Annotated in this window: 26 protein-coding genes and 1 other annotated feature; of the genes, 13 read left to right on the top strand and 13 right to left on the bottom strand. The window is 51.0% G+C overall.

The features are described 5' to 3' along the window. The first annotated feature begins 2 nt into the window (after window positions 1-2). The 3 genes from pduT to ACJHX7_RS11670 are packed head-to-tail and all read left to right on the top strand — an operon-like array spanning window position 3 to window position 1,355. Window positions 3-557, top strand: a complete 555-nt coding sequence (gene pduT / locus ACJHX7_RS11680; RefSeq protein ID WP_094029871.1) for a propanediol utilization microcompartment protein PduT — start codon at window positions 3-5, stop codon at window positions 555-557. Continuing rightward, window positions 557-907: a propanediol utilization microcompartment protein PduU gene (gene pduU / locus ACJHX7_RS11675; RefSeq protein WP_000211397.1), complete on the top strand. Its 351-nt coding sequence runs from the start codon at window positions 557-559 to the stop codon at window positions 905-907. The genes pduT and pduU overlap by 1 nt, the downstream gene beginning before the upstream one ends. Before the next feature lie 4 nt (window positions 908-911). Then, window positions 912-1,355, top strand: coding sequence for a EutP/PduV family microcompartment system protein (locus tag ACJHX7_RS11670; protein ID WP_094029870.1), 444 nt, complete (start codon window positions 912-914; stop codon window positions 1,353-1,355). A 100-nt stretch (window positions 1,356-1,455) separates the two neighbouring features. Here the strand turns inward: ACJHX7_RS11670 and ACJHX7_RS11665 are convergent, their stop codons facing one another. The 4 genes from ACJHX7_RS11665 to dacD form a co-directional block, all read right to left on the bottom strand. After that, on the bottom strand, window positions 1,456-1,785 hold the full coding sequence (locus ACJHX7_RS11665) for a DUF496 family protein (protein ID WP_000450409.1): 330 nt from the start codon (window positions 1,783-1,785) through the stop codon (window positions 1,456-1,458). Window positions 1,786-1,956: 171 nt separating this feature from the next. Further along, complete coding sequence (locus ACJHX7_RS11660) at window positions 1,957-3,015, bottom strand: FUSC family protein (protein WP_001200890.1); 1,059 nt, start codon at window positions 3,013-3,015, stop codon at window positions 1,957-1,959. Between the two features lie 197 nt (window positions 3,016-3,212). Continuing rightward, the gene (gene sbmC / locus ACJHX7_RS11655) at window positions 3,213-3,686 is read right to left on the bottom strand and encodes a DNA gyrase inhibitor SbmC (protein WP_094029869.1); all 474 of its coding nucleotides are present in this window, start codon (window positions 3,684-3,686) and stop codon (window positions 3,213-3,215) included. A gap of 118 nt (window positions 3,687-3,804) precedes the next feature. Further along, window positions 3,805-4,971, bottom strand: coding sequence for a serine-type D-Ala-D-Ala carboxypeptidase DacD (dacD, locus tag ACJHX7_RS11650; protein WP_001296209.1), 1,167 nt, complete (start codon window positions 4,969-4,971; stop codon window positions 3,805-3,807). 208 nt (window positions 4,972-5,179) lie between these two features. Here dacD and sbcB point away from each other — a divergent pair, with 208 nt between their 5' ends. Then, complete coding sequence (gene sbcB / locus ACJHX7_RS11645; RefSeq protein WP_000980568.1) at window positions 5,180-6,607, top strand: exodeoxyribonuclease I; 1,428 nt, start codon at window positions 5,180-5,182, stop codon at window positions 6,605-6,607. A gap of 73 nt (window positions 6,608-6,680) precedes the next feature. Here sbcB and plaP read toward each other — a convergent pair whose 3' ends face one another. From plaP to yefM, 6 genes are all read right to left on the bottom strand, one after another. Beyond that, a complete protein-coding gene (gene plaP / locus ACJHX7_RS11640) occupies window positions 6,681-8,039 on the bottom strand; it encodes a putrescine/proton symporter PlaP (protein ID WP_000019197.1) in 1,359 nt (452 codons plus the stop codon). Then, window positions 8,029-8,091 (bottom strand): membrane protein YoeI, encoded by a 63-nt coding sequence (gene yoeI, locus ACJHX7_RS11635; protein ID WP_010723108.1) that lies wholly within the window; start codon window positions 8,089-8,091, stop codon window positions 8,029-8,031. The genes plaP and yoeI overlap by 11 nt, the downstream gene beginning before the upstream one ends. 214 nt (window positions 8,092-8,305) lie before the next feature. Beyond that, entirely contained in the window at window positions 8,306-9,235 is a 930-nt protein-coding gene (locus ACJHX7_RS11630; protein ID WP_000803363.1) for a LysR substrate-binding domain-containing protein, read from the bottom strand. Window positions 9,236-9,280: 45 nt separating this feature from the next. Continuing rightward, a complete protein-coding gene (locus tag ACJHX7_RS11625) occupies window positions 9,281-10,105 on the bottom strand; it encodes an SDR family oxidoreductase (RefSeq protein ID WP_000754737.1) in 825 nt (274 codons plus the stop codon). An 82-nt stretch (window positions 10,106-10,187) separates the two neighbouring features. After that, a complete protein-coding gene (gene yoeB / locus ACJHX7_RS11620) occupies window positions 10,188-10,442 on the bottom strand; it encodes a type II toxin-antitoxin system mRNA interferase toxin YoeB (protein WP_000767829.1) in 255 nt (84 codons plus the stop codon). Then, a complete protein-coding gene (yefM, locus tag ACJHX7_RS11615; RefSeq protein WP_001259255.1) occupies window positions 10,439-10,690 on the bottom strand; it encodes a YoeB-YefM toxin-antitoxin system antitoxin YefM in 252 nt (83 codons plus the stop codon). The genes yoeB and yefM overlap by 4 nt, the downstream gene beginning before the upstream one ends. Before the next feature lie 282 nt (window positions 10,691-10,972). Here yefM and hisL point away from each other — a divergent pair, with 282 nt between their 5' ends. From hisL to hisIE, 9 genes are all read left to right on the top strand, one after another. After that, window positions 10,973-11,023, top strand: coding sequence for a his operon leader peptide (hisL, locus tag ACJHX7_RS11610; RefSeq protein ID WP_001364200.1), 51 nt, complete (start codon window positions 10,973-10,975; stop codon window positions 11,021-11,023). Further along, window positions 10,999-11,122 (top strand) — a sequence feature (His leader region). It overlaps the preceding gene by 25 nt. Window positions 11,123-11,168: 46 nt before the next feature. Then, window positions 11,169-12,068: an ATP phosphoribosyltransferase gene (gene hisG, locus ACJHX7_RS11605; protein WP_000131756.1), complete on the top strand. Its 900-nt coding sequence runs from the start codon at window positions 11,169-11,171 to the stop codon at window positions 12,066-12,068. A 5-nt stretch (window positions 12,069-12,073) separates the two neighbouring features. After that, window positions 12,074-13,378, top strand: coding sequence for a histidinol dehydrogenase (gene hisD, locus ACJHX7_RS11600; protein WP_033873485.1), 1,305 nt, complete (start codon window positions 12,074-12,076; stop codon window positions 13,376-13,378). Then, window positions 13,375-14,445, top strand: a complete 1,071-nt coding sequence (gene hisC / locus ACJHX7_RS11595; protein WP_000108947.1) for a histidinol-phosphate transaminase — start codon at window positions 13,375-13,377, stop codon at window positions 14,443-14,445. Before hisD ends, hisC begins: the two co-directional genes overlap by 4 nt. Beyond that, complete coding sequence (gene hisB, locus ACJHX7_RS11590) at window positions 14,445-15,512, top strand: bifunctional histidinol-phosphatase/imidazoleglycerol-phosphate dehydratase HisB (RefSeq protein WP_000080093.1); 1,068 nt, start codon at window positions 14,445-14,447, stop codon at window positions 15,510-15,512. Before hisC ends, hisB begins: the two co-directional genes overlap by 1 nt. Then, complete coding sequence (gene hisH, locus ACJHX7_RS11585; protein ID WP_001574668.1) at window positions 15,512-16,102, top strand: imidazole glycerol phosphate synthase subunit HisH; 591 nt, start codon at window positions 15,512-15,514, stop codon at window positions 16,100-16,102. Before hisB ends, hisH begins: the two co-directional genes overlap by 1 nt. Beyond that, window positions 16,102-16,839 carry a 1-(5-phosphoribosyl)-5-[(5-phosphoribosylamino)methylideneamino]imidazole-4-carboxamide isomerase gene (hisA, locus tag ACJHX7_RS11580; protein ID WP_094029868.1) on the top strand — a complete coding sequence of 246 codons (738 nt, stop codon included), beginning with the start codon at window positions 16,102-16,104 and terminating at the stop codon, window positions 16,837-16,839. Before hisH ends, hisA begins: the two co-directional genes overlap by 1 nt. Further along, the gene (gene hisF / locus ACJHX7_RS11575) at window positions 16,821-17,597 is read left to right on the top strand and encodes an imidazole glycerol phosphate synthase subunit HisF (RefSeq protein WP_000880175.1); all 777 of its coding nucleotides are present in this window, start codon (window positions 16,821-16,823) and stop codon (window positions 17,595-17,597) included. The genes hisA and hisF overlap by 19 nt, the downstream gene beginning before the upstream one ends. Further along, entirely contained in the window at window positions 17,591-18,199 is a 609-nt protein-coding gene (gene hisIE, locus ACJHX7_RS11570; RefSeq protein ID WP_001362959.1) for a bifunctional phosphoribosyl-AMP cyclohydrolase/phosphoribosyl-ATP diphosphatase HisIE, read from the top strand. Before hisF ends, hisIE begins: the two co-directional genes overlap by 7 nt. A gap of 38 nt (window positions 18,200-18,237) precedes the next feature. Here hisIE and wbdC read toward each other — a convergent pair whose 3' ends face one another. The 3 genes from wbdC to ACJHX7_RS11555 form a co-directional block, all read right to left on the bottom strand. Continuing rightward, window positions 18,238-19,353, bottom strand: coding sequence for an N-acetyl-alpha-D-glucosaminyl-diphospho-ditrans,octacis-undecaprenol 3-alpha-mannosyltransferase WbdC (wbdC, locus tag ACJHX7_RS11565; RefSeq protein WP_001264404.1), 1,116 nt, complete (start codon window positions 19,351-19,353; stop codon window positions 18,238-18,240). A gap of 9 nt (window positions 19,354-19,362) precedes the next feature. Next, complete coding sequence (locus tag ACJHX7_RS11560; RefSeq protein WP_024189171.1) at window positions 19,363-20,508, bottom strand: glycosyltransferase family 4 protein; 1,146 nt, start codon at window positions 20,506-20,508, stop codon at window positions 19,363-19,365. 63 nt (window positions 20,509-20,571) lie between these two features. Then, window positions 20,572-24,213 carry a glycosyltransferase gene (locus ACJHX7_RS11555; RefSeq protein ID WP_094029867.1) on the bottom strand — a complete coding sequence of 1,214 codons (3,642 nt, stop codon included), beginning with the start codon at window positions 24,211-24,213 and terminating at the stop codon, window positions 20,572-20,574. Between the last annotated feature and the right edge of the window lie 2 nt (window positions 24,214-24,215).

Raw genomic sequence — 24,215 nt, 5'->3', positions numbered from 1 at the left:
CGATGTCGAAAGCGGTAGGTATTTTAGAACTTAGCAGTATCGCGAAAGGGATGGAAACCGGCGACGCCATGCTGAAAAGCGCAAACGTTGAGTTACTGGTCAGCAAAACGCTATGCCCCGGAAAATTTCTGCTGATACTCGGTGGCGATGTGGGTGCCGTGCAACAGGCCATCAACAGCGGTGCTTCCCTTGCTGGTGAAATGCTGGTCGACAGTCTTGTCCTGCCGAATATTCATCCCAGTCTCCTTTCTGCAATCAGCGGACTGAACCAAGTTGAACAGCACCGGGCTGTCGGCGTAGTCGAAACCTGGAGTGTCGCTGCCTGCATTGACGCTGCCGATTGTGCTGTCAAAGCTGCGAATGTCATTCTTGTTCGCGTGCATATGGCTTTTGGCATTGGCGGTAAATGCTACATGGTGGTTGCTGGCGATATTTCAGATGTTAATAACGCGGTCTCTGTCGCCAGCGAGCGTGCGGGAGAAAAAGGTTTGTTGGTCTATCGGTCGGTGATTGCCCGTCCACATGAAGCCATGTGGCGTCAGATGGTGGAGGGATAATGACAACTCAGCACACAACTGAACGGATGATTCAGGAATATGTCCCTGGTAAGCAGGTCACGCTGGCACATGTCATCGCCAATCCAGGGAAGGATCTGTTTAAGAAATTGGGTTTACCAGACACCGTTTCTGCTATTGGCATTCTGACGATTACCCCCAGCGAAGCATCTATCATCGCATGCGATATCGCCACAAAATCAGGCGCTGTAGAGATCGGTTTTCTTGATCGTTTTACCGGTGCCGTAGTGCTGACTGGTGATGTTTCTGCCATTGAATATGCACTTAGCCAGGTTACCCGTACGCTGGGTGAAATGATGCGCTTTACCGCCTGCCCCATTACGCGGACCTGACGTTATGCAACGTATGATGCTTATCGGCCCCAGCCAGTGCGGAAAAACGTCACTCACGCAATGTCTGCGTGGCGAAAATATTCATTATCAGAAAACGCAGGCAATCGTCTGGTCCCCGACCACCATTGATACACCAGGCGAATACCTCGAAAACCGCAGCCTTTACAGTGCATTGTTGGTCAGTGCCTGCGAAGCAGACATTATCGCGCTGGTACTTAATGCGGACGCACCGTGGTCACCTTTTTCGCCAGGCTTTACCTCGTCAATGAATCGCCCGGTCATTGGAGTAGTAACCAAAGCAGATTTAGCCAGTATGGAACAAATATCTTTGGTGAAATGTTGGTTACGGGAGGCTGGAGCGCACAGCGTGTTAGTAACCAGTGCGGTTAATAACAATGGAGTTACAGAACTTTTTGCCTTGCTGCATACAGAAGAAGGCTGTCGCTAATTTCGATAGGTTCTCAGATGAGAATGATGACGGTGATACACAGATAAGAATCAATGAGCAATGAGGGTTGCCGGGCAACCCTCATTGAATAAAACAGGAATTACTTCGCTTCTCCGTTTTTCATTTCGCCCATAGCTTTCAGCTTTTTGGAGATATCGCGGCGTTCTTTGGAGAGCTCGGCATTTTTGATGATGTAATCGTCAACGCGATCTTCATAGTCACCTTTCATGCTGGCGATGATGCCCTGGATTGCTTCAACGCTCATCCCTGGCTTGATGTAATCGCTCAGGTTGTCCAGCAACAGGACGCGCTTCTGGTTGTCACGGATCTTTTTCTCAACGTCCTGAATTTCACGTTGCAGTTTGTTCTTACGACGGAACAGACGAACAAATTCCAGTACGTCCTGGAATGAAGGCTTGGTAGTTTCCATTTTTATACCCCTGATAATGTGAGAGTCGGATTCGTTTAAGCAACCGCTATTCGTTAGGGCCAACATTACTCATAGCTGCCGCAGATGACAATGCTTTTATCCCTTTTCACTATCATACCCTTTATCCTTGCTGAATCGAAGCAGCAGCAAGATGATTCTGAAGTTCAGGAATTATTTGCGCAAGGCCCGGCAAATCAGATTCGATAGCAACTCAAGCTGATGTGCCGTTTCCATGTTCAGCCACACATAACCATAGATTGGTGTTTCCACGACCTTCAGGTCATGGTGGTTATCGAGCAACTGACGCAGCTCTTCCACAGCATCGTTCAATTTTTCCGTATTGGCAAAAACCGGCTGCGGATTACCTTCGTACAGCGCATGAACAAGGCTCAGCAGTATTTGCTGCATCATGTGCTGGGTATCACGAAGTTTTTGCGCGTTCAATAACACGAAATGGCTGGGGCGCGTGGCCCAGTATGCATTGATTTGCAACTCCAGCATACAAACCAGATTGCGATTAATGGTCTGGATACCTTCATATATCGATTTGGGAATACGGGTTTCTTTGCTGGCGGGCGCAATCAGCCCACGCATTTTCACGGCATCGGTCAGCAGTTTTTGTAGATGGCTTTCCAGACGTGGGCGTTCGAGTAAGTTCGGTGAGAATGCAGATTGATAGACCCGATTATACTCGGTCAGACTTTTCGCCAGTTGAATGCGCCAGTGGATGAACGCCCGTTGTGGCCAGATACCGGTAAACAACATTGCCAGTAAAGAGCCGAGGATCACATCGCCGCTTCGCCACAACGCCGTATCAATTTCACCTGTCGGGGAACCCACAACAATTGCCAGCGTCACCCCAATCAATAATCCTTGATACGGTTTCTTGCCCAGCGCCAGCCAACCGCAAAGAAACATCGCCGCCGCGCACCAGACTAACATCAGCGGTAACGAAATTAACTCCAGTTGCAGAGCGATAAGACCTAAAATCGAACCCAACACCGTACCGCCAATACGTTCGAAGGCACGAGGGACAACGTTCCCCCAGAACGAGATTGGCCCCATAATCACCACCATGGTGACCAGCGGCCAGGTGCTTTCCGGGATAGTAAACAGGCGGATAATGAGAAAAGTGAGCAGGAATGCCAGCGCGACCCGAGTACCATGCACAATGCGGTAATGGCGGTATACCCGGATTTCAAACGGGCTTAATGACTTATCGGCACGCACGCAGAAACTCCGTAATGAAGATTAAAAGCGCTCATAACACATCTGTCGGCCAGAAGGCGCGCCTCTGAGTTATCCGACGGACATACCGGGAACAGTGTAATTTCCCGGCAGGAGCGAAAAATTTGAAAGGCGCATCTTACTCTTTTCGCTTTCAAAAAAAGAGTGGTCATCGCGTTAACACACCGCCCTGAGATGAATTAGTGATGTTTTGGCTGCACCGCAACATACATTTCGATATCCCAGTACCCATCTTCCGCGCCATTGTTCAAATAAACCTCGAAGCAGGGCTTTGGTAACATTTCATAAGCACTGTCCTGCAAGAGGCTATTAAAGAACTGATACCAGGGTTTAGCAAAATCATCACCGACTACACGAGCCACCGCAACCGCATACTGACCACCTGAAATTTCGGTCAGAATGACGCCCTCACTGTTTTCGGGGAACGTAAAGTTATTCGGTACCGTCACGACGGTGTCGCAGCGTAATTTTTCGGCGGGTGTTTCATCTGGATTGTCGTAATAGACAGCAACCCACTCCTTCGGCACAATATTTTTGTTATCTACCCACATCATCAACTGCTCAAAACCTTTCTTTACCGTCTGCTCCCACGGGCCAACGAGATGGAAACCTGCAACGGTACGTTTATCTTCCTGCTTAATCTCGTAGTTCATGACGCCTCCATTAACACTGTTTTTATATACAGTATAGTTGCAATATTAAAACCACAAGGAATGAGTGTTGATTATGCGAGCAGACTCGCACTCCTGCCAGTCTGCTGCAAAAGAAAGGTCAGGCCTTATGGTGGAAATAATCACTCAGGCGAGAAAACATGCTGCCTTCCCCGACAGATTCCAGGGTAACCAGCGGCCAGTGCGCCACCTGTTTATCACGGTCGTAAAGTTCAATTTCCCCTACCCGCTGATGGGCGCTAATTGGCGCGGTGAGTTCTTTACCATCAAGGGTATATTTGGCTTTGATATGTGGAATTTCGGCTTTCGGTAGCACCATCCAGAACTCTTGTTCCGTTCCCAGGGCGATATTTTCTTTATCGCCATACCAGATGCGTTCCGTACCAACCTTTTTCCCACGGTGCAAAATTTGCACCGTAGTAAAGTTTTGTTGACCCCAACGCAGTAATTTTCTTGCCTCTTCCTCACGACCTTTTGCGCTGTCAGCCCCCATTACCACTGCAATGAGACGACGCTGCCCATCTACAGCCGAAGCAATGAGATTAAACCCGGCACCAGAAGTATGACCCGTTTTCAGGCCGTCAACATTCATGGTTTTATCCCACAATAACCCGTTACGGTTTTGCTGGGTGATACCGTTCCAGGTGAGGCTTTTCTCACTGTACATATGATAAAACTCGGGCTCGCCGTGGATGATAGCGCGAGAAAGCACAGCTAAATCATAAGCCGAGCTATGCTGGCCAGGTGCATCCAGACCATGCACTGTTTCAAAATGCGTATCCTTGAGATGCAGCTTCTCGGCATAGTTGTTCATCATTTCAACAAACTGCCGTTGCCCACCGGCAATATAGTCAGCCAGAGCAACACAAGCGTCATTTCCGGAATCCACAATTAAACCACGGCTTAAATCACGTACCGATACGCGATCGCCCTCTTTCAGAAACATCAGTGAAGAACCGACAAACACCGGATTATCTTTCGCCCACGCATCGCGCCCCACGGTGACAATATCGTCTGGCGTAATGCGATGACTATCGATAGCACGATCCACGACATAGCCCGTCATCAGCTTTGTCAGGCTGGCGGGATTGCGCTGTTGATGCTCATTACCCGCGGTGAGAATCTGACCGGTGGTGTAATCCATCAATACCCAGGACCCGGCATGAATCTCTGGAGGCTGAGGTGAAAAAGGAATGTTTTCCGCCGCAAAACCAGACGATAAATTAAAAACGAACAAAGAAGCAGCAATAATAAGACGGCGTTTCAACAGCAAACCCTCAGGTGTTTCAAATAGCTGTTCTTTTTACGGAAATACTTATGAACTGGCTGGAATAAAGTGCAAGAAAATGTGACTACTATCTCATTTTTATCTGACATGATCTGTTGCCACTCACTGCCAAATTGTCGCGCTAAAGCTGATTAGCACGGTGATATTTGATACTCTGGCAGACAGCAGAAATAACGGATTTAACCTAATGATGAATGACGGTAAGCAACAATCTACCTTTTTGTTTCACGATTACGAAACCTTTGGAACGCACCCCGCGTTAGATCGCCCTGCACAGTTCGCAGCCATTCGCACTGATAACGAATTCAATGTCATCGGCGAACCCGAAGTCTTTTACTGCAAGCCCGCGGATGACTATTTACCCCAGCCTGGAGCAGTATTAATTACCGGTATTACCCCGCAGGAAGCACGGGCGAAAGGAGAAAACGAAGCCACGTTTGCCGCCCGTATTCACTCGCTTTTTACCGTACCGAAGACCTGTATTCTGGGCTACAACAATGTGCGTTTCGACGACGAAGTCACACGCAACGTTTTTTATCGTAATTTCTACGATCCTTACGCCTGGAGCTGGCAGCATGATAACTCGCGCTGGGATTTACTGGATGTTATGCGTGCCTGTTATGCCCTGCGCCCGGAAGGAATAAACTGGCCTGAAAATGATGACGGTCTACCGAGCTTTCGCCTTGAGCATTTAACCAAAGCGAATGGTATTGAGCATAGCAACGCCCACGATGCGATGGCTGATGTGTACGCCACTATTGCGATGGCGAAACTGGTAAAAACGCGTCAGCCACGCCTGTTTGATTATCTCTTTACCCATCGTAATAAACACAAACTGATGGCGTTGATTGATGTTCCGCAGATGAAACCCCTGGTTCACGTTTCCGGAATGTTTGGGGCATGGCGCGGCAATACCAGCTGGGTGGCACCGCTGGCGTGGCATCCTGAAAATCGCAATGCCGTAATTATGGTGGATTTGGCAGGAGACATTTCGCCATTACTGGAGCTGGATAGCGACACATTGCGCGAGCGTTTATATACCGCAAAAGCCGATCTTGGCGATAACGCCGCCGTTCCGGTTAAGCTGGTGCATATCAATAAATGTCCGGTACTGGCCCAGGCGAATACGCTACGCCCGGAAGATGCCGACCGACTGGGAATTAATCGTCAGCATTGCCTCGATAACCTAAAAATTCTGCGTGAAAATCCGCAAGTGCGTGAAAAAGTGGTGGCGATATTCGCGGAAGCCGAACCGTTTACGCCTTCAGATAACGTGGATGCACAGCTTTATAATGGCTTTTTCAGTGACGCCGATCGTGCAGCAATGAAAATTGTGCTGGAAACCGAGCCGCGTAATTTACCGGCACTGGATATCACTTTTGTTGATAAACGAATTGAAAAACTGTTGTTCAATTATCGAGCGCGCAACTTCCCGGGGACGCTGGATTATGCCGAGCAGCAACGCTGGCTTGAGCACCGCCGCCAGGTCTTCACGCCAGAGTTTTTGCAGGGCTACGCTGATGAATTGCAGATGCTGGCACAACAGTATGCCGATGACAAAGAGAAAGTGGCGCTGTTAAAAGCGCTTTGGCAGTACGCGGAAGAGATCGTCTGAAACAAAAAAGCCGGAGCGACAAACTCCGGCTTTTTGAGATTTACCGGATGATTATGTCATCCGGTTTGTAAGATTATGCTACGTCTTCGTACTGCGGAACCGGGTTACGGAAGCTCTTGGTTACGCATGCCAGGTAAATCAGACCGATAGCAGCCCAGATCAGACCCAGAACCATTGAGCTTTCTTCCAGGTTAACCCACAGCGCACCAACGGTCAGCGCACCACACATCGGCAGGAACAGATACTGGAAGTGATCTTTCAGCGTCTTGTTACGCTTCTCACGGATCCAGAACTGCGAGATGACCGACAGGTTAACGAAGGTGAACGCCACCAACGCACCAAAGTTAATCAGCGCCGTAGCCATTACCAGGTCGAAGTTGATTGCCAGCAGGGCAATCGCGCCAACCAGGATGATGTTCATCGCCGGAGTACGCCATTTCGGGTGTACATAACCGAAGAAGCTTTTCGGGAACACGCCGTCACGACCCATTACGTACATCAGACGCGCTACGCCTGCGTGCGCCGCCATACCGGACGCCAGTACGGTAATGGTGGAGAAGATCAGCGCGCCAACCTGGAACGCTTTACCCGCAACGTACAGCATGATTTCAGGCTGTGACGCATCCGGATCTTTAAAGCGAGAGATATCCGGGAAGTACAGCTGCAGGAAGTAAGTTGCAAAGATGAAGATCATGCCGCCAATCAGCGCGGTCAGGAAAATCGCACGCGGGATCACGCGCTCTGCATCTTTGGTTTCTTCCGACAGGTTGCTGATGCCGTCAAAGCCGGTAAAGGAGAAGCACAGGATTGTCGCCCCGGTAATCATCGGGATAACATGCGCATCGCCAGACCAGAACGGACGAGTGCTCGCCAGCGTACCCGCGCCTTCACCTTCAAATACGCCATAAACAACCATGCCCAGAATCACCGCGATCAGCACTACCTGCAACACGACGATTACAGTGTTGAAGTTCGCTACGGATTTCAGACTACGCAGGTTAAAGGCGGTCATAAAGGCCACCAGCGCCACCACAAACATCCACGATGGGATGGAAGGCACCAGAGCTTCAAAATAGATTTTCGCCAGCAGAATGTTGATCATCGGCGCGAACAGATAGTCGAGCAGAGAAGACCAACCCACCATAAAGCCGACAGTCGGGCTAATGGATTTCTGGGCGTAAGTGTATGCAGAGCCAGCAGAAGGATAGCGGCGAACCAGCTTCCCGTAGCTCAGAGCCGTAAACAGGATCGCAATCAATGCGAACGCATAGGCTGTCGGCACATGACCATCCGTGAGGCCTGAAACGATACCAAATGTATCAAACAGCGTCATCGGCTGCATATAGGCAAGACCCATCATTACAACCGGAACTAACGTAAGCGTTTTACGCAATTCCACGCGAGAGGTGTTTGGAGTAACGTTATGCGACATGGTCATTCTCCTTTACGGTGATAACCGTCGCGTAAGCAAAAAATTGCCCCATTTTTTTGGATTCCTCAGCGACAACAACTGTCGATTTTTAGTAAATATCTATCCGGTACGAAGCCCGGCCTCTTGGTATGAATGATTGGTTTGAAGCAAAAAATAACCGACGCTGATGAAACGTCGGTTTTTAGTCATTTTTTGACAGCGGCGCATTGTGCCTAAATGGGGGGGAAATGACAAGAGAATGAGAGGCTTGTCATAATAATTTTTCTTTAAATGGCTGATTTTCCGTCATCAGATTTTGCATAAACACCGGCGATCGCACTATTTGCTAAAATCTCGTCTCGCCACCAGGCGCTGGCAAGTCCTGCGGTCTGTTCGTTCCAGCCAATCCAGACAGGTTCAAAGAGAGTTTGGGCGACCACTTTCTTCTCGATTAACGCGCCACTATCGAGAAAACGTTGCGCCAGATAACGGGGTAAATAGCCGCAGCCGAGGCCGCTAATTTGCAGCTCCAGCTTGGTTTTAAAATCGAAAACGGTAATGGCTTCTTGTTCGTCGAGAAGTTGCGAGGCCGTAGAAGCGCCGGCCTGCGCAGTATCCCCTACCACAATCGCCCTATATTGCTTAATGATACGACGGTTTAACGGTTCTTCTTCCTGGGCTAACGGATGATGGGGCGCGACCGCAAAGACTTGTTCAAGATCGCCCAACCGCGAGAAACCAAACTCACTGGAAGATGGTGGCTCATGCATCGCGCCAACAATAATATCCGCTCGCCCCTGAGTCAGGGCATCCCAGGAACCACCGAGTACGCCATTGATAAACTTCAGGCGCGTCACGCTATGATGTTGATAAAAAGCTTCAATGAGTGGCGCAAGCAGAGAAAAAGGGAAGGTGTCGTCCACGCCAATCACCAGCTCGTTTTCCCAGCCTTCATGCAGTTTGATCGCCTGCTTTTCCAGTTCTCGCACGGTATGCAGAACTTCCCTCCCTTTCTCTAATAACATTTTTCCGGTGCGGGTGAATTTAGCGCGGTGTCCGCTACGATCAAGCAATTGAATATTAAGGTCGCTTTCCAGCTTGTGAACGGTGTAACTCAGAGCGGACGGCGTCTTGTAGAGTTTGGCCGACGCCGCCGCAAAACTGCCCTCTTTTTCTAAGGCATCGAGGATCATCAACACATCCAGCAGTGGTTTCATACACGCCCCCTTGCAGTGCATGCGGCGTCCTGCTGGCGTGATCGTTTACTCCAGCGGCATTACCAGCGGATCGGGATACTGGTATTCAAATCCCAGTTCATTACAAATCCGACTGCCATCAATAATCTTACCTTTGCCGCTGTCCAGACTATTTCTGAACTGCGGAGGTTCCAGCCCCAGTAAACGGGCCATCTGCGGATAGAAAACATTACGCGCAGGGTGAGCTGGCGCACATATATTATAGATGTGTCCGCCTTTAGGTGCCTGTAACAACAGAGTGATAGCGCCAATAACATCTTCTAAATGGACTAAATTAACACCATGTTCACCATCAGGGGCGGTTTTTCCGGCAAAGAAACGTCCGGGATGACGTCCCGGTCCGACCAGACCCGCAAGACGTAGAATATCGACCGAAGTTCCGGGTAAATTGTGCAGCCAGTCTTCGAGTTCTTCTAATACTCGTCCACTGTTGGTTACCGGATTACGCGGGGTGGTTTCTTTCACCGTGCCTTGCGCGTCGCCATAGACAGATGTTGAGCTGGTAAAAATAATGCGGGGAATACGATGGGCCAGCGCGCTATCTACTAACTCTTGTACCGCTTGTAAATAGAACTCATCGCCGGGGCCGCTACGACGTGCCGGAAGCGTAATGACCAGCGCATCGGCATCCATCAGGGCATCCAGATCGTCAGAATCGCAAACTAACTCAGGCTCCATGCGAAGCAGATAGCTATCAATCCCACTCATTCGGGCCGCTTCGACACCATCTTGTGTGGTTTTACTCCCGGTAACTTGCCAGCCTCGCGCTGAAAGTGACATCGCCAGCGGCATGCCTAACCACCCTAACCCGACAATTGCGACCTTTTTCATCCGTTATCTCCTGATACACCTTAGATCTATAAGGCTACGCTAGCGTATCAAAACTGACAATTCATTCTATGAATGAATCTGTTCAATAATGATAACGACATGCTGCAATGAGCAGTGAATCGTCGGTAACCGCGTATACCAGACGGTGCTCCTCTGTAATGCGTCGGGACCAGAAGCCTGACAAATTATGTTTCAGGGGTTCTGGCTTCCCCTTACCTTCAAATGGCGTTCTGCGGGTATCTTTGATAAGTTCATTGATCTTTTTAACAATTCGCTTATCTGTTTCCTGCCAGTACAGATAATCATCCCATGATTCCTCAGACCAGATTAGTTTCACTCAATAATGTCCTTTTCTGTTCCTTTGCCTGATTTCAGGCTATCGATTGAGTCCATCAATCTCCGGGCGTTAGCGGGGGAGCGCAGCAGATAAGCCGTCTCTTCCAGCGAGTTGTATTCTTCGAGTGACATCAGAACACAAGCCTCTCCATTCTGACGAGTAATAAGGATCGGGGCATGATCTTCAACGGCTTTCATCATTGTTGCCGACAAATTCTGACGCGCTTCGCTGTAGCTAATTGTACGCATGTCAATCTCCTCTTTTGTACAGCTCATTGTACAATGATGGGCGTTAATTAACTATTTATTAATTAGTTTGTAGATCAAGATATTGTCAGTGAGACGAAAATCCAGGCTTCGCTATTTTTGGTGCCGTCAGCTTAGAGGTCAGTCCTCTTAGCCCCCTCCTTTCCCCGCTCATTCATTAAACAAATCCATCGCCATAAAATATATAAAAAAGCCCTTGCTTTCTAACGTGAAAGTGGGTTAGGTTAAAAGACATCAGTTGAATAAACATTCACAGAGACTTTTATGACACGCGTTCAATTTAAACACCACCATCATCACCATCATCCTGACTAGTCTTTCAGGCGATGTGTGCTGGAAGACATTCAGATCTTCCAGTGGTGCATGAACGCATGAGAAAGCCCCCGGAAGATCACCTTCCGGGGGCTTTTTTATTGCGCGGTTGATAACGGTTCAGACAGGTTTAAAGAGGAATAAGAAAATGACAGACAACTCTCGTTTACGCATAGCTATGCAGAAATCCGGCCGTTTAAGTGATGACTCACGCGAATTACTGGCGCGCTGCGGCATTAAAATTAATCTTCACACCCAGCGCCTGATCGCGATGGCAGAAAACATGCCGATTGATATTCTGCGCGTGCGTGACGACGACATTCCCGGTCTGGTAATGGACGGCGTGGTTGACCTTGGGATTATCGGCGAAAACGTGCTGGAAGAAGAGCTGCTTAACCGCCGCGCCCAGGGTGAAGATCCGCGCTACTTTACCCTGCGTCGTCTGGATTTCGGCGGCTGCCGCCTTTCGCTGGCAACGCCGGTTGATGAAGCCTGGGACGGCCCGCTCTCCTTAAACGGTAAACGTATCGCCACCTCTTATCCTCACCTGCTCAAGCGTTATCTCGACCAGAAAGGCATCTCTTTTAAATCCTGCTTACTGAACGGTTCTGTTGAAGTCGCCCCGCGTGCCGGACTGGCGGATGCGATTTGCGATCTGGTTTCCACCGGTGCCACGCTTGAAGCTAACGGCCTGCGCGAAGTCGAAGTTATCTACCGCTCGAAAGCCTGCCTGATCCAACGCGATGGCGAAATGGAAGAATCCAAACAGCAACTGATCGACAAACTGCTGACGCGTATTCAGGGCGTGATCCAGGCGCGCGAATCAAAATACATCATGATGCACGCACCGACCGAACGTCTGGATGAAGTCATCGCCCTGCTGCCAGGTGCCGAACGCCCAACCATTCTACCGCTGGCAGGTGACCAACAGCGCGTAGCGATGCACATGGTCAGCAGCGAAACCCTGTTCTGGGAAACGATGGAAAAACTGAAAGCGCTGGGTGCCAGTTCAATTCTGGTCCTGCCGATTGAGAAGATGATGGAGTGATCGCCATGAGCTTTAACACAATCATTGACTGGAATAGCTGTACTGCGGAGCAACAACGCCAGCTGTTAATGCGCCCGGCGATCTCCGCTTCTGAAAGCATTACCCGCACTGTTAACGATATTCTCGATAACGTGAAAGCACGCGGCGATGAGGCCCTGCGGGAATACAGCGCGAAGTTTGATAAAACCACGGTTACCGCGCTGAAGGTGTCTGCTGAGGAGATCGCTGCAGCCAGCGAACGCCTGAGCGACGAGCTAAAACAGGCGATGGCGGTGGCAGTAAAGAATATTGAAACCTTCCACACTGCGCAAAAACTGCCGCCGGTAGATGTCGAAACGCAGCCAGGCGTACGTTGCCAGCAGGTCACGCGCCCGGTGGCTTCAGTGGGGTTGTATATTCCTGGCGGCTCCGCCCCGCTCTTCTCAACGGTATTAATGCTGGCAACTCCGGCGCGTATTGCGGGCTGTAAAAAAGTGGTGCTGTGCTCACCGCCGCCGATTGCCGATGAGATCCTTTATGCGGCGCAGCTGTGCGGCGTGCAGGACGTGTTTAACGTCGGCGGCGCACAGGCCATTGCCGCGCTGGCGTTTGGTACGGAATCTGTGCCGAAAGTGGATAAAATCTTCGGGCCGGGTAACGCCTTTGTCACCGAAGCAAAACGCCAGGTAAGCCAGCGTCTGGACGGTGCGGCGATCGATATGCCCGCAGGCCCATCGGAAGTGCTGGTGATTGCTGACAGCGGCGCAACGCCGGATTTCGTGGCTTCTGATTTGCTTTCTCAGGCTGAACACGGCCCTGACTCACAGGTAATTTTACTGACCCCCGACGCTGATATGGCGCGTCGCGTTGCCGAGGCCGTCGAACGCCAACTGGCAGAACTGCCGCGTGCCGAAACCGCCCGCCAGGCACTGAACGCCAGCCGCCTGATCGTGACTAAAGATTTAGCGCAGTGCGTAGAGATCTCCAACCAGTACGGCCCGGAGCACCTGATCATTCAGACCCGCAACGCCCGCGAACTGGTCGATGGCATCACCAGCGCCGGTTCGGTATTTCTTGGTGACTGGTCACCGGAATCGGCAGGCGACTATGCCTCCGGCACTAACCACGTTCTGCCGACTTACGGTTACACCGCCACCTGTTCCAGCCTCGGGCTGGCGGATTTCCAGAAGCGCATGACCGTGCAGGAACTCTCGAAAGAAGGTTTCTCCGCGCTGGCTTCGACCATTGAAACACTGGCCGCCGCCGAGCGCCTGACCGCCCACAAAAATGCCGTTACTTTGCGTGTTAACGCCCTTAAGGAGCAAGCATGAGCACCGTGACTATTACCGATTTAGCGCGTGAAAACGTCCGCAACCTGACGCCGTATCAGTCAGCGCGTCGTCTGGGCGGTAACGGCGATGTCTGGCTGAACGCCAACGAATATCCCACTGCCGTGGAGTTTCAGCTCACTCAGCAAACGCTCAACCGCTATCCGGAATGCCAACCGAAAGCGGTGATTGAAAATTACGCGCAATATGCAGGCGTAAAACCGGAACAGGTGCTGGTCAGCCGTGGCGCGGACGAAGGCATTGAACTGCTGATTCGCGCTTTTTGCGAACCGGGTAAAGACGCCATCCTCTACTGCCCGCCAACGTACGGCATGTACAGCGTCAGCGCTGAAACCATTGGCGTCGAGTGCCGCACAGTGCCGACGCTGGACAACTGGCAACTGGACTTACAGGGCATTTCCGACAAGCTGGATGGCGTAAAAGTGGTCTATGTTTGCAGCCCCAACAACCCCACCGGGCAACTGATCAACCCGCAGGATTTTCGCACCCTGCTGGAGTTAACCCGCGGTAAGGCGATTGTGGTTGCCGATGAAGCCTATATCGAGTTTTGCCCGCAGGCATCGCTGGCTGGCTGGCTGGCGGAGTATCCGCACCTGGCGATTTTGCGCACACTGTCGAAAGCTTTTGCTCTGGCGGGGCTTCGTTGCGGATTTACGCTGGCAAACGAAGAAGTCATCAACCTGCTGATGAAAGTGATCGCCCCCTACCCGCTCTCGACGCCGGTTGCCGACATTGCCGCACAGGCGTTAAGCCCGCAGGGAATCGTCGCCATGCGCGAACGAGTGGCGCAAATTATTGCTGAACGCGAATACCTGATTGCCGCACTGCAAGAGATCCCCTGCGTGGAGCAGGTTTTTGACTCTGAAACCAACTACATTCTGGCGCGCTTTAAAGCCTCCAGCGCAGTGTTTAAATCTTTGTGGGATCAGGGCATTATCTTACGTGATCAGAATAAACAACCCTCTTTAAGCGGCTGCCTGCGAATTACCGTCGGAACCCGTGAAGAAAGCCAGCGCGTCATTGACGCCTTACGTGCGGAGCAAGTTTGATGAGTCAGAAGTATCTTTTTATCGATCGCGATGGAACCCTGATTAGCGAACCGCCAAGTGATTTTCAGGTGGACCGTTTTGACAAACTCGCCTTTGAACCTGGCGTGATCCCGGAGCTGCTGAAGCTGCAAAAAGCGGGCTACAAGCTGGTGATGATCACTAATCAGGATGGTCTGGGAACACAAAGTTTCCCGCAGGCGGATTTCGATGGCCCGCACAACCTGATGATGCAGATCTTCACCTCGCAAGGCGTGCAGTTTGATGAAGTGCTGATTTGCCCACACCTGCCCGCCGATGAGTGTGACTGCCGTAAGCCGAAAGTAAAACTGGTGGAGCGTTATCTGGCTGAGCAAGCGATGGATCGCGCTAACAGTTATGTAATTGGCGATCGCGCGACCGACATTCAACTGGCGGAAAACATGGGCATTAATGGTTTACGCTACGACCGCGAAACTCTGAACTGGCCAATGATTGGCGAGCAACTCACTAAACGAGACCGTTACGCCCATGTAGTGCGTAACACCAAAGAGACGCAAATTGACGTCCAGGTGTGGCTGGATCGCGAAGGTGGCAGCAAGATTAACACCGGCGTTGGCTTTTTTGATCACATGCTGGATCAGATTGCCACTCACGGCGGTTTCCGTATGGAAATCAACGTTAAAGGCGACCTCTATATCGACGATCACCACACCGTCGAAGATACCGGTCTGGCGCTGGGCGAAGCGTTAAAAATAGCACTTGGCGACAAACGCGGTATTTGCCGCTTCGGTTTTGTGCTGCCGATGGACGAATGCCTTGCCCGCTGCGCACTGGATATCTCTGGTCGCCCGCACCTGGAATATAAAGCTGAATTTACCTACCAGCGCGTGGGCGATCTCAGCACCGAAATGATCGAGCACTTCTTCCGTTCGCTCTCATACACCATGGGCGTGACGTTGCACCTGAAAACCAAAGGTAAAAATGATCACCACCGTGTAGAGAGCCTGTTCAAAGCTTTTGGTCGCACCCTGCGCCAGGCTATCCGCGTGGAAGGCGACACCCTGCCCTCGTCGAAAGGAGTGCTGTAATGAACGTGGTGATCCTTGATACCGGCTGCGCCAATTTGAACTCGGTGAAATCTGCCATTGCGCGTCACGGTTATGAACCCAAAGTTAGCCGTGACCCGGACGTCGTGTTGCTGGCCGATAAACTGTTTTTCCCCGGCGTTGGCACCGCGCAAGCGGCGATGGACCAGGTGCGTGAGCGCGAGTTGTTTGATCTCATCAAAGCCTGTACCCAACCGGTGCTGGGCATCTGCTTAGGGATGCAACTGCTGGGGCGGCGCAGCGAAGAGAGCAACGGTGTCGATTTGCTGGGCATCATCGACGAAGACGTGCCGAAAATGACCGACTTTGGTCTGCCACTGCCGCATATGGGCTGGAACCGCGTTTACCCGCAGGCAGGCAACCGCCTGTTTCAGGGGATTGAAGACGGCGCGTACTTTTACTTTGTTCACAGCTACGCAATGCCGGTCAATCCGTGGACCATCGCCCAGTGTAATTACGGCGAACCGTTCACCGCGGCGGTACAAAAAGATAACTTCTACGGCGTGCAGTTCCATCCGGAGCGTTCTGGTGCCGCTGGCGCTAAGTTGCTGAAAAATTTCCTGGAGATGTGATGATTATTCCGGCATTAGATTTAATCGACGGCACCGTGGTGCGTCTCCATCAGGGCGATTACGGCAAACAACGCGATTACGGTAACGACCCGCTGCCGCGCTTACAGGATTACGCCGCGCAGGGTGCCGAAGTGTTGCATCTGGTGGATCTGACCGGGGCAAAAGATCCGGCTAGACGTCAAATCCCGCTGATTAAAACCCTGGTCGCGGGCGTTAACGTTCCGGTGCAGGTTGGCGGCGGCGTGCGTAGCGAAGAAGACGTGGCGGCGTTACTGGAAGCGGGCGTTGCTCGCGTGGTGGTCGGCTCCACCGCGGTGAAATCACCAGAAATGGTGAAGGGCTGGTTTGAACGTTTTGGTGCCGATGCCTTAGTGCTGGCGCTGGATGTCCGTATTGACGAGCAAGGCAACAAACAGGTGGCAGTCAGCGGCTGGCAAGAGAACTCGGGCGTTTCGCTGGAACAACTGGTGGAAACCTATCTGCCCGTCGGCCTGAAACATGTGCTGTGTACCGATATCTCGCGCGACGGCACGCTGGCAGGCTCTAACGTCTCTTTATATGAAGAAGTGTGCGCCAGATATCCGCAGGTGGCATTTCAGTCATCCGGCGGCATTGGCGAAATTAACGATGTTGCTGCCCTGCGTGGCACTGGCGTGCGCGGCGTAATAGTTGGTCGTGCATTACTGGAAGATAAATTCACCGTGAAGGAGGCCATCGCATGCTGGCAAAACGCATAATTCCGTGTCTCGACGTTCGTGATGGTCAGGTGGTGAAAGGCGTACAGTTTCGCAACCATGAAATCATTGGCGATATTGTACCGCTGGCAAAACGCTACGCCGAAGAAGGTGCAGACGAACTGGTGTTCTACGATATCACCGCTTCCAGCGATGGCCGTGTGGTAGATAAAAGCTGGGTATCTCGCGTGGCGGAAGTGATCGACATTCCGTTCTGTGTGGCGGGTGGGATTAAGTCTCTGGAAGATGCCGCGAAAATTCTTTCCTTTGGCGCGGATAAAATTTCCATCAACTCTCCTGCGCTGGCGGACCCGACGTTAATTACTCGCCTGGCGGATCGCTTTGGTGTGCAGTGTATTGTGGTCGGTATTGATACCTGGTACGACGCTGAAACCGGTAAATATCATGTGAATCAATATACCGGCGATGAAAGCCGCACCCGCGTCACTCAGTGGGAAACGCTCGACTGGGTAGAGGAAGTGCAAAAACGCGGTGCCGGAGAAATCGTCCTCAACATGATGAATCAGGACGGCGTGCGTAACGGTTACGACCTCGAACAACTGAAAAAAGTGCGTGAAGTTTGCCACGTCCCGCTGATTGCCTCCGGTGGCGCGGGCACCATGGAACACTTCCTCGAAGCCTTCCGCGATGCCGACGTTGACGGCGCGCTGGCAGCTTCCGTATTCCACAAACAAATAATCAATATTGGTGAATTAAAAGCGTACCTGGCAACACAGGGCGTGGAGATCAGGATATGTTAACAGAACAACAACGTCGCGAACTGGACTGGGAAAAAACCGACGGACTTATGCCGGTGATTGTGCAACACGCGGTATCCGGCGAAGTGCTAATGCTGGGCTATATGAACCCGGAAGCCTTAGATAAAACCATCGAAAGCGGCAAAGTCACCTTCTTCTCGCGCACTAAACAACGGCTGTGGACCAAAGGCGAAACGTCGGGCAATTTCCTCAACGTAGTAAATATTGCGCCGGACTGCGACAACGACACGCTACTGGTACTGGCGAATCCTATCGGACCAACCTGCCACAAAGGCACCAGCAGCTGCTTCGGCGACACCGCTCACCAATGGCTGTTCCTGTATCAACTGGAACAACTGCTCGCCGAACGCAAATCTGCCGACCCGGAAACCTCTTACACAGCCAAACTGTATGCCAGCGGCACCAAGCGCATTGCGCAGAAAGTGGGCGAAGAAGGCGTGGAAACCGCACTGGCAGCAACGGTACATGACCGCTTTGAGCTGACCAACGAGGCATCTGATTTGATGTATCACCTGCTGGTGTTGTTGCAGGATCAGGGGCTGGATCTCGGAGAAGTGATTGATAATCTGAAGAATCGGCATTAACGCGTTGGCCCCCGCAGCAACGGCGGGGGTAGCAGCTCTCAGGATTTACTTTCCAGCAATGTAGTGTAGAGATTGACATAGGCGTCAATCATATGGTCGGCAGTAAACATCTCTTCAAAACGACGACGCGAGTTTTCGCCATAGCGGTTGGAGGTTTCCTCGTTATTCCAGAGCTCATTCATCGCCTCCACCAGCGCCTGGCTATCATTCGGCGGAATCACGCAACCACTCACTTTGTCCTGGTTAATGAAAGAGGTACCTGTACCGATCTCGCAAGAGATCAGCGGCCTTGCAAAGCGTGCGCCTTCCAATAACGTAATGCCAAACGCCTCAGAGCGCAGATGCGAGGGGAATACCACGCCCCGGCAGAGCTGGAAGAGAATGTACTTATCTTCGTCGTTGAGCATGCCGGTAAACATCACATTGCTCAGCCCGCGCTGCTGCGCTTCACGCCGCACTTCCGATTCCAGCGGCCCGCCCCCTACAACCACCACTGGCAGTCGGCTACGCTCAGCGGCATCCATCAGAATATGCAGCCCTTTGTAGTAGCGGAAAGTGCCGACGAAGAGAAAGAACTTATCGCCGACAGTTTCCCGCCAGTGCGCGACCCTCTGCGGATCGTGCTGCACGTCCTGCTGCTCCAGACCAAACGGGATCACCACCGTTTTATCCAGATATTTTTTCAGGGTCTGGCTGGAAGCCACGTAATTGGGCGACGAGGCAACGATGCAATCTACGCCGCTGAGAAATCGCTCCTGCAGCGGCTGGTACAGCTTCATTAACCGTTTTTGTTTCACTATATCAGAGTGATAGGTCACCACAGTCCTGGCGTCAGGCCGCGCCGAAAGATGCAGCATATCCATAAAGGGAAACGGAAAATGGTAGTTGATGATATCGTAGTCATCTTTAATCAGCTTAAAACGCTTTAACGCTTTCAGCGAAAACGGCGTGGAGGCAATTTCAAAAAGCTGTTTATTATAAATGACCCGATGATCTTCGTAAGCGACAGGACCTGTATCTTTGTCCGGGCTAAAAGTGAAAACATCGGCTGCGATTCCCCGGCGGGCGCAGCCCTGACTTAGCTGATAAATGACCTGCTCAATACCGCCGTAGGTATCGGGATAGTAAGTCTTATAGACGTGTAGAACTCTCAACTGACACCCTTAGAGTAATTTATAGGCGTTAATGGTCTGGGTCGCACAGTTCTCCCACGAAAACTGTTTCGCCTGAGCAAGACCGCGCGCGGTGGCGATGTCCCGCCAGCTATCATCCTGCAGGCTCTGCAAAATTTGCGCGCTAATCGCGTCTATATCATTAGGATCGGCAACGAGGCCGGCATCGCCAACAACCTCAGGCAAAGAGGTGACATTGGAGCATACTACCGGCACACCGCAAGACATCGCTTCAAGAATAGGTAAACCGAATCCCTCGTAGAAGGAGGGATAAACAAAGACTCTGGCCGCTGCGTACAGATACGGCAGGTCTTCATCCGGAACATATCCGAGGTAACGGATCCAGCCTTCCCGAGTACCGCGCTCGACTAACTGCCACAGCACATCGTCTTCCCAGCCGCGATAGCCGCTAAGGATTAGCGGATAGCGCATGCGGATCTCCATCGGTAGCAGCTGATAGGCATGCAGCAGGCCTCGGATATTTTTACGTGGCTCCATAGTGCCGATATATAGCGCGTAGGCCTGCCACGCCAGCTGATATTTCTGCAGTACCGGCAGACACTCTGCCGGGCTGCGTGGGATATAGTCACTGCTGCAGGCTAGCTTGGTGGTTACGATCCGCTCCGCCGGATAGTTGAACAAGCGGATAATTTCACTGCGCGAGAAATCAGAAACGGTCAGGATCAGCTTTGCCGAATCCAGACTCTCATGCAGGGACTTCTCCATATAGCGAACCCGATCTTTTGGATGATATTCCGGGCAGGTAAAAATGGATATGTCATGAAACGTGGTCACGGCGCGTTCCAGTTTATGCGGCAGATAAAAATTGGGGCCATGGTAGATATAATCCTTATAGTCGCGCAATGCCCACGCCTGGCGCCGCGGATGCAGCAAGCGATAAGCCTCAATCAACAGCGTCTGTCGGCGTAGAAACGCCGACAGACGACCATGATTGCTGGCTTTGGTATCGCTTTTATTCTCCACCAAAGGGATCTGTTCGATAAACGACGCACCGTGAAATAGCTTTAATTCTTCAATTTCGCGGGCGACCGCCAGCCGCTTAACCAGTTCCAGGGAATACCGACCGATGCCCGTTAATGGATATTTAATTGGCTCAGTAGCAAAAATAATTTTCATAATAAATGACACATTATCTAACCCCTCTTGTATTCAAAGGCAAAAAATACAAGAGAGATATTTTTATTTAAAATATTTAGCTTTAGCTAAGCCTTGACACATATTAACCAGACGGCGTGAAACAGCTTGATAATCATGTTGTTCCCGCCATGCATCGGCACGTTGTTGAGTCCTGGTTGCCCAAGAGTTCTGTTCACGGATGGAATTCAGGATCCGGTCAATCCCCTGACTGATATCATCGACGCTGCATCCATCAAATTTAAAGACGGCATCGTCCAAATCATCAAATATCGCCAGGGGCGTTACCGCAACAGGTTTTTGAGTCGCCATACCATAACGTACCGCCCCGCTAGCAGACTCCCCAGTATTCTGATAAGCAAAAATCAGAAGATCGGCTTCTGAAAGCAACCGCAGACTCTCCGCATCAGGTAGGAAATCATTATGCATCTCAATCAGATCGGTAACACCTAACCGCTGAGCAGCAGCTTTAAGCTCTGCCACCAGATCGCGTGACTCCCCAACAGGATACTCTGCGTTCACCAGTCGTAAACGAACCGGTTTACCGGCTTGCTTGAGTCTATGGACGGATTCTACTAGTTCCATCAGGCCCTTATGCGGTAAGCAGAAGCCATAGCTCGCAATTAGCGGTAAAGACTGCTGTTGACGTGTGACGCTCGCTGCGGAGTAGTTGATAACACCGTGCGGGAATAAAGCAACATTCGCAGTTAAGCCTAAATCTTTAAGGCGGTTCATATCGGCAATCGAATGCACCAACAACCGGTCGCAAAGTGCCAGCGCCTCTTTCATTTCAGCAAGACGGAAATTCCAGCTCGGCTCTTTTTCCAGCGGATCCACAGTTGAGTGCATCGTCATAACAACTGAACGACCGGCGTCATGCTGGCGACGAATAAACGCCGACAGTTCTCGATGATTAAAGAATCCATAGTTGAATTGGATCACAATGACATCGAGTCTCAGAGCATCAATGTGTGGCTGGAGGTTTTCCAGATAGTTGCTCTCTTTACCTACAATCCAGTTGCGAAGTACAAACTCTTCGTCTGCACACACAAGATCGCCAGCGCTGACCTGGGGAGCAAAAACAACATCCGCGCCATGAGGTGCGCTTTCCACCAGATGCTGGGAATAGGTTGCGATCCCACATTTCGTGTTCCAGGTCGTCAACCAGCCAATGCGCGCCCGATGCTGTGCAATATCAATATGCGCACGCAGAGTCTTGACCGCCTGGCAAGAACGATCAGCCACCGCTTTCCAGGTAAACTGCTGCAGAAGAAGCTCGCGACCAGCATTGGCCATGTCACGCAGCACTGATTTATCGGTTGAGGCTGCCGCTTTTAATGCATCTGTTAAGTTGTCAATATCCACACTGGCCCAGGCTGAGGAAAACAGACCAAAGTGCGTTTTTACCCGAGTGAACTGATAGTCAACCAGCCATGAATTTTGTGAATTAACAAAATCAAGTTGCCCGCTCCAATTGGTGACGATAGCCGGTAGCCCACTCAGCATTGCTTCAGCAATAGGTAAACCAAAGCCTTCAGCGCAACCTGGAGCAACCAAAACATCACAGCTTTCATAAAGCCCTTTAAGCTCGGTGGCTGACATATCCTCTTTGATCACTTCAACTTTGGGATAGTCTATGAATTGAGCCTGGGCCTGAGCCAGCCATGCGTCAATTTCATTGTGCGGATTGTTAAAAGTCTTAATGATTAAGATAACATTGTCACGACGAGTGAACGCCTTCCCCCAAGCCTGAAGCATTGCCTGTATCCCTTTGCGTGGGAAACAAGAAGAGACGTGCAGGAAACGGAATGTTCCGTGATCCACATCTTTTGTCGTCTCGGCTGGGATATTGAGCCAATGGTCACAGCCATTGCCAACAACAAATGCGGGCACATTCAGTCCGTTATCAATCAATATTTTACGAACATGTTCCGAAGTACACAGCACTCCGTCAAGTTCCCGATTAAATTCATTGATCCACGGTTGCGGAAAGCCCGTTTCTTCCCAAGCATAACAATGAAGGAATTTTACTTTGGCATCCATTTTGGTAACCCGCGGTGGATAGATATTTCTGCTAAGAATATCTATCTTTTCGTTACTCTTGCGGGTCTGACATTGATTATAAAATGCCAGAAGATCACTATTTTCCGACTGTGCCATAAACGAGGCATCTGGGGCAAAATCACCTGGTCCTTCAGTGGAATGCAATAAAACCTCTACACCATCGGCTGAGAGTGCCCGGGCAAATTCGCGGTTGACCAACGCCAGACTATATGAGCTATCGAATGGGCCTTCCACACGCCAGTTCAGCGATTTATCGTCGATTTGATAAAGTTCTGCCGTTTTCAGATTGTAATCAATGGCCGTTGCGCACAAGCGCAGATCGCGGTCATCTGGCTGCCCTTGTGAGATAGCAAGGATTTTCTGAATCAAAGCTTCAGGCAAAACCTGCGCAGTACCGGTGTCGTCTACCGCGATCTTTTCGAAAGCTTCCAGAGCAGTCACCGCAGCTTTATCCCAAGAGAAATTTCGCGCTTGCTGCTGCGCCATTTCTTTCAGACGCGCGAGGAAGGTATCATCAGTCAAACATTGCGCGATCTTATCCCTCATGGAAGAGACAGAATACGGGTCGAATAATGCCTCAGGATTACCGATGACTTCAGGAATACTGGTGACATTTGAGCCAATCACCGGCGCACCGCACGACATTGCTTCCAGAACCGGCAACCCAAAACCTTCATGTAGTGAAGCAAAGATGAACAGCTTACATAGGCGATAGAGCTGGATCAGCTCATCTTCCGGCACATAACCAGTGAGTACCAGTTCGCCTTGCTGTAAACCATTACCTGACGCAAGGGATTCCAGATACTGACGATCACCGATGGAAAGCTTACTGACGATAACCAGTTGATGACTGCGACGTAAGGCATCACTGAGCCCGGCATAGGCCTCAATCAACCGTTTAAAGTTTTTCCTTGAGTCAAATCCTCCAGGCGCATACAACATGAACTCGCGCTGAATACCGTAATGGCCAAGGACGGTCTCTTTTTCGCTCGCTGTCACCTCCGCCATACAAAACTGAGAATCGACTGCGGCTGCAATATTCTGCACATGATCGCCCTGTAAATGCAGATGCTCGATCGCTTCCTGTGCGGTATAAGCAGAGTTAGTCAACAAAAGGTCAGCGTTTTTTAACCACTCAACTTTCTGTAAGTAGTAGGGTTTGTATACATCGTCCTGCAGATAGGTTTCCGCCTGCACGAGGGGGATAAGATCGTGGTGCAGTACGGCTACTTTATACTGACGACTAAATTTGTGTACCGATGTAGCCGCATCGTCGACATGACCTTCAAACAAGCTCGTAATGAAAACGACATCTGGACACAATGATTCAAGAAACGCTTCCCGAATCAGTTCTGCGCTCTCCCGACGCCATTCATTACCTTGTTCCATCGCACGAACAGGGCCTACGGCATGCCATACGACTATATTTTCTGCCGGCAGGAGATCGGCAAATTGCGCCTTAATATCCGCAATCGACTCATCCAGCATGGCGGATAGCGCGATGAAAATTTCATGCCGGCTGTTATTTCTGATTATGCCTCTGGCGATTGCGATACTATAACGACCGATGCCACGAAAGCGGCTTTCCGTCTGTGCGCCTTGTAAATCTATGACAATACGCATCG

The sequence above is a fragment of the Escherichia sp. WS1451 genome, from assembly GCF_046487365.1.
Taxonomy (GTDB): domain Bacteria; phylum Pseudomonadota; class Gammaproteobacteria; order Enterobacterales; family Enterobacteriaceae; genus Escherichia; species Escherichia coli.
This window is presented reverse-complemented; position numbering and strand designations above follow the sequence as displayed.

What these genes read in the sequence shown, in the direction of transcription:
- hisD (WP_033873485.1), top strand. Translation starts at nt 12,074, where the DNA reads ATGAGCTTTAACACAATCATTGACTGGAATAGCTGTACTGCGGAGCAA.
- pduT (WP_094029871.1), top strand. Translation starts at nt 3, where the DNA reads ATGTCGAAAGCGGTAGGTATTTTAGAACTTAGCAGTATCGCGAAAGGG.
- hisIE (WP_001362959.1), top strand. Translation starts at nt 17,591, where the DNA reads ATGTTAACAGAACAACAACGTCGCGAACTGGACTGGGAAAAAACCGAC.
- hisG (WP_000131756.1), top strand. Translation starts at nt 11,169, where the DNA reads ATGACAGACAACTCTCGTTTACGCATAGCTATGCAGAAATCCGGCCGT.
- hisA (WP_094029868.1), top strand. Translation starts at nt 16,102, where the DNA reads ATGATTATTCCGGCATTAGATTTAATCGACGGCACCGTGGTGCGTCTC.
- hisC (WP_000108947.1), top strand. Translation starts at nt 13,375, where the DNA reads ATGAGCACCGTGACTATTACCGATTTAGCGCGTGAAAACGTCCGCAAC.
- sbcB (WP_000980568.1), top strand. Translation starts at nt 5,180, where the DNA reads ATGATGAATGACGGTAAGCAACAATCTACCTTTTTGTTTCACGATTAC.
- ACJHX7_RS11555 (WP_094029867.1), bottom strand. Translation starts at nt 24,213, where the DNA reads ATGCGTATTGTCATAGATTTACAAGGCGCACAGACGGAAAGCCGCTTT.
- sbmC (WP_094029869.1), bottom strand. Translation starts at nt 3,686, where the DNA reads ATGAACTACGAGATTAAGCAGGAAGATAAACGTACCGTTGCAGGTTTC.
- pduU (WP_000211397.1), top strand. Translation starts at nt 557, where the DNA reads ATGACAACTCAGCACACAACTGAACGGATGATTCAGGAATATGTCCCT.
- ACJHX7_RS11560 (WP_024189171.1), bottom strand. Translation starts at nt 20,508, where the DNA reads ATGAAAATTATTTTTGCTACTGAGCCAATTAAATATCCATTAACGGGC.
- ACJHX7_RS11665 (WP_000450409.1), bottom strand. Translation starts at nt 1,785, where the DNA reads ATGGAAACTACCAAGCCTTCATTCCAGGACGTACTGGAATTTGTTCGT.
- yefM (WP_001259255.1), bottom strand. Translation starts at nt 10,690, where the DNA reads ATGCGTACAATTAGCTACAGCGAAGCGCGTCAGAATTTGTCGGCAACA.
- plaP (WP_000019197.1), bottom strand. Translation starts at nt 8,039, where the DNA reads ATGTCGCATAACGTTACTCCAAACACCTCTCGCGTGGAATTGCGTAAA.
- hisH (WP_001574668.1), top strand. Translation starts at nt 15,512, where the DNA reads ATGAACGTGGTGATCCTTGATACCGGCTGCGCCAATTTGAACTCGGTG.
- hisF (WP_000880175.1), top strand. Translation starts at nt 16,821, where the DNA reads ATGCTGGCAAAACGCATAATTCCGTGTCTCGACGTTCGTGATGGTCAG.
- hisB (WP_000080093.1), top strand. Translation starts at nt 14,445, where the DNA reads ATGAGTCAGAAGTATCTTTTTATCGATCGCGATGGAACCCTGATTAGC.
- ACJHX7_RS11670 (WP_094029870.1), top strand. Translation starts at nt 912, where the DNA reads ATGCAACGTATGATGCTTATCGGCCCCAGCCAGTGCGGAAAAACGTCA.
- ACJHX7_RS11625 (WP_000754737.1), bottom strand. Translation starts at nt 10,105, where the DNA reads ATGAAAAAGGTCGCAATTGTCGGGTTAGGGTGGTTAGGCATGCCGCTG.
- ACJHX7_RS11630 (WP_000803363.1), bottom strand. Translation starts at nt 9,235, where the DNA reads ATGAAACCACTGCTGGATGTGTTGATGATCCTCGATGCCTTAGAAAAA.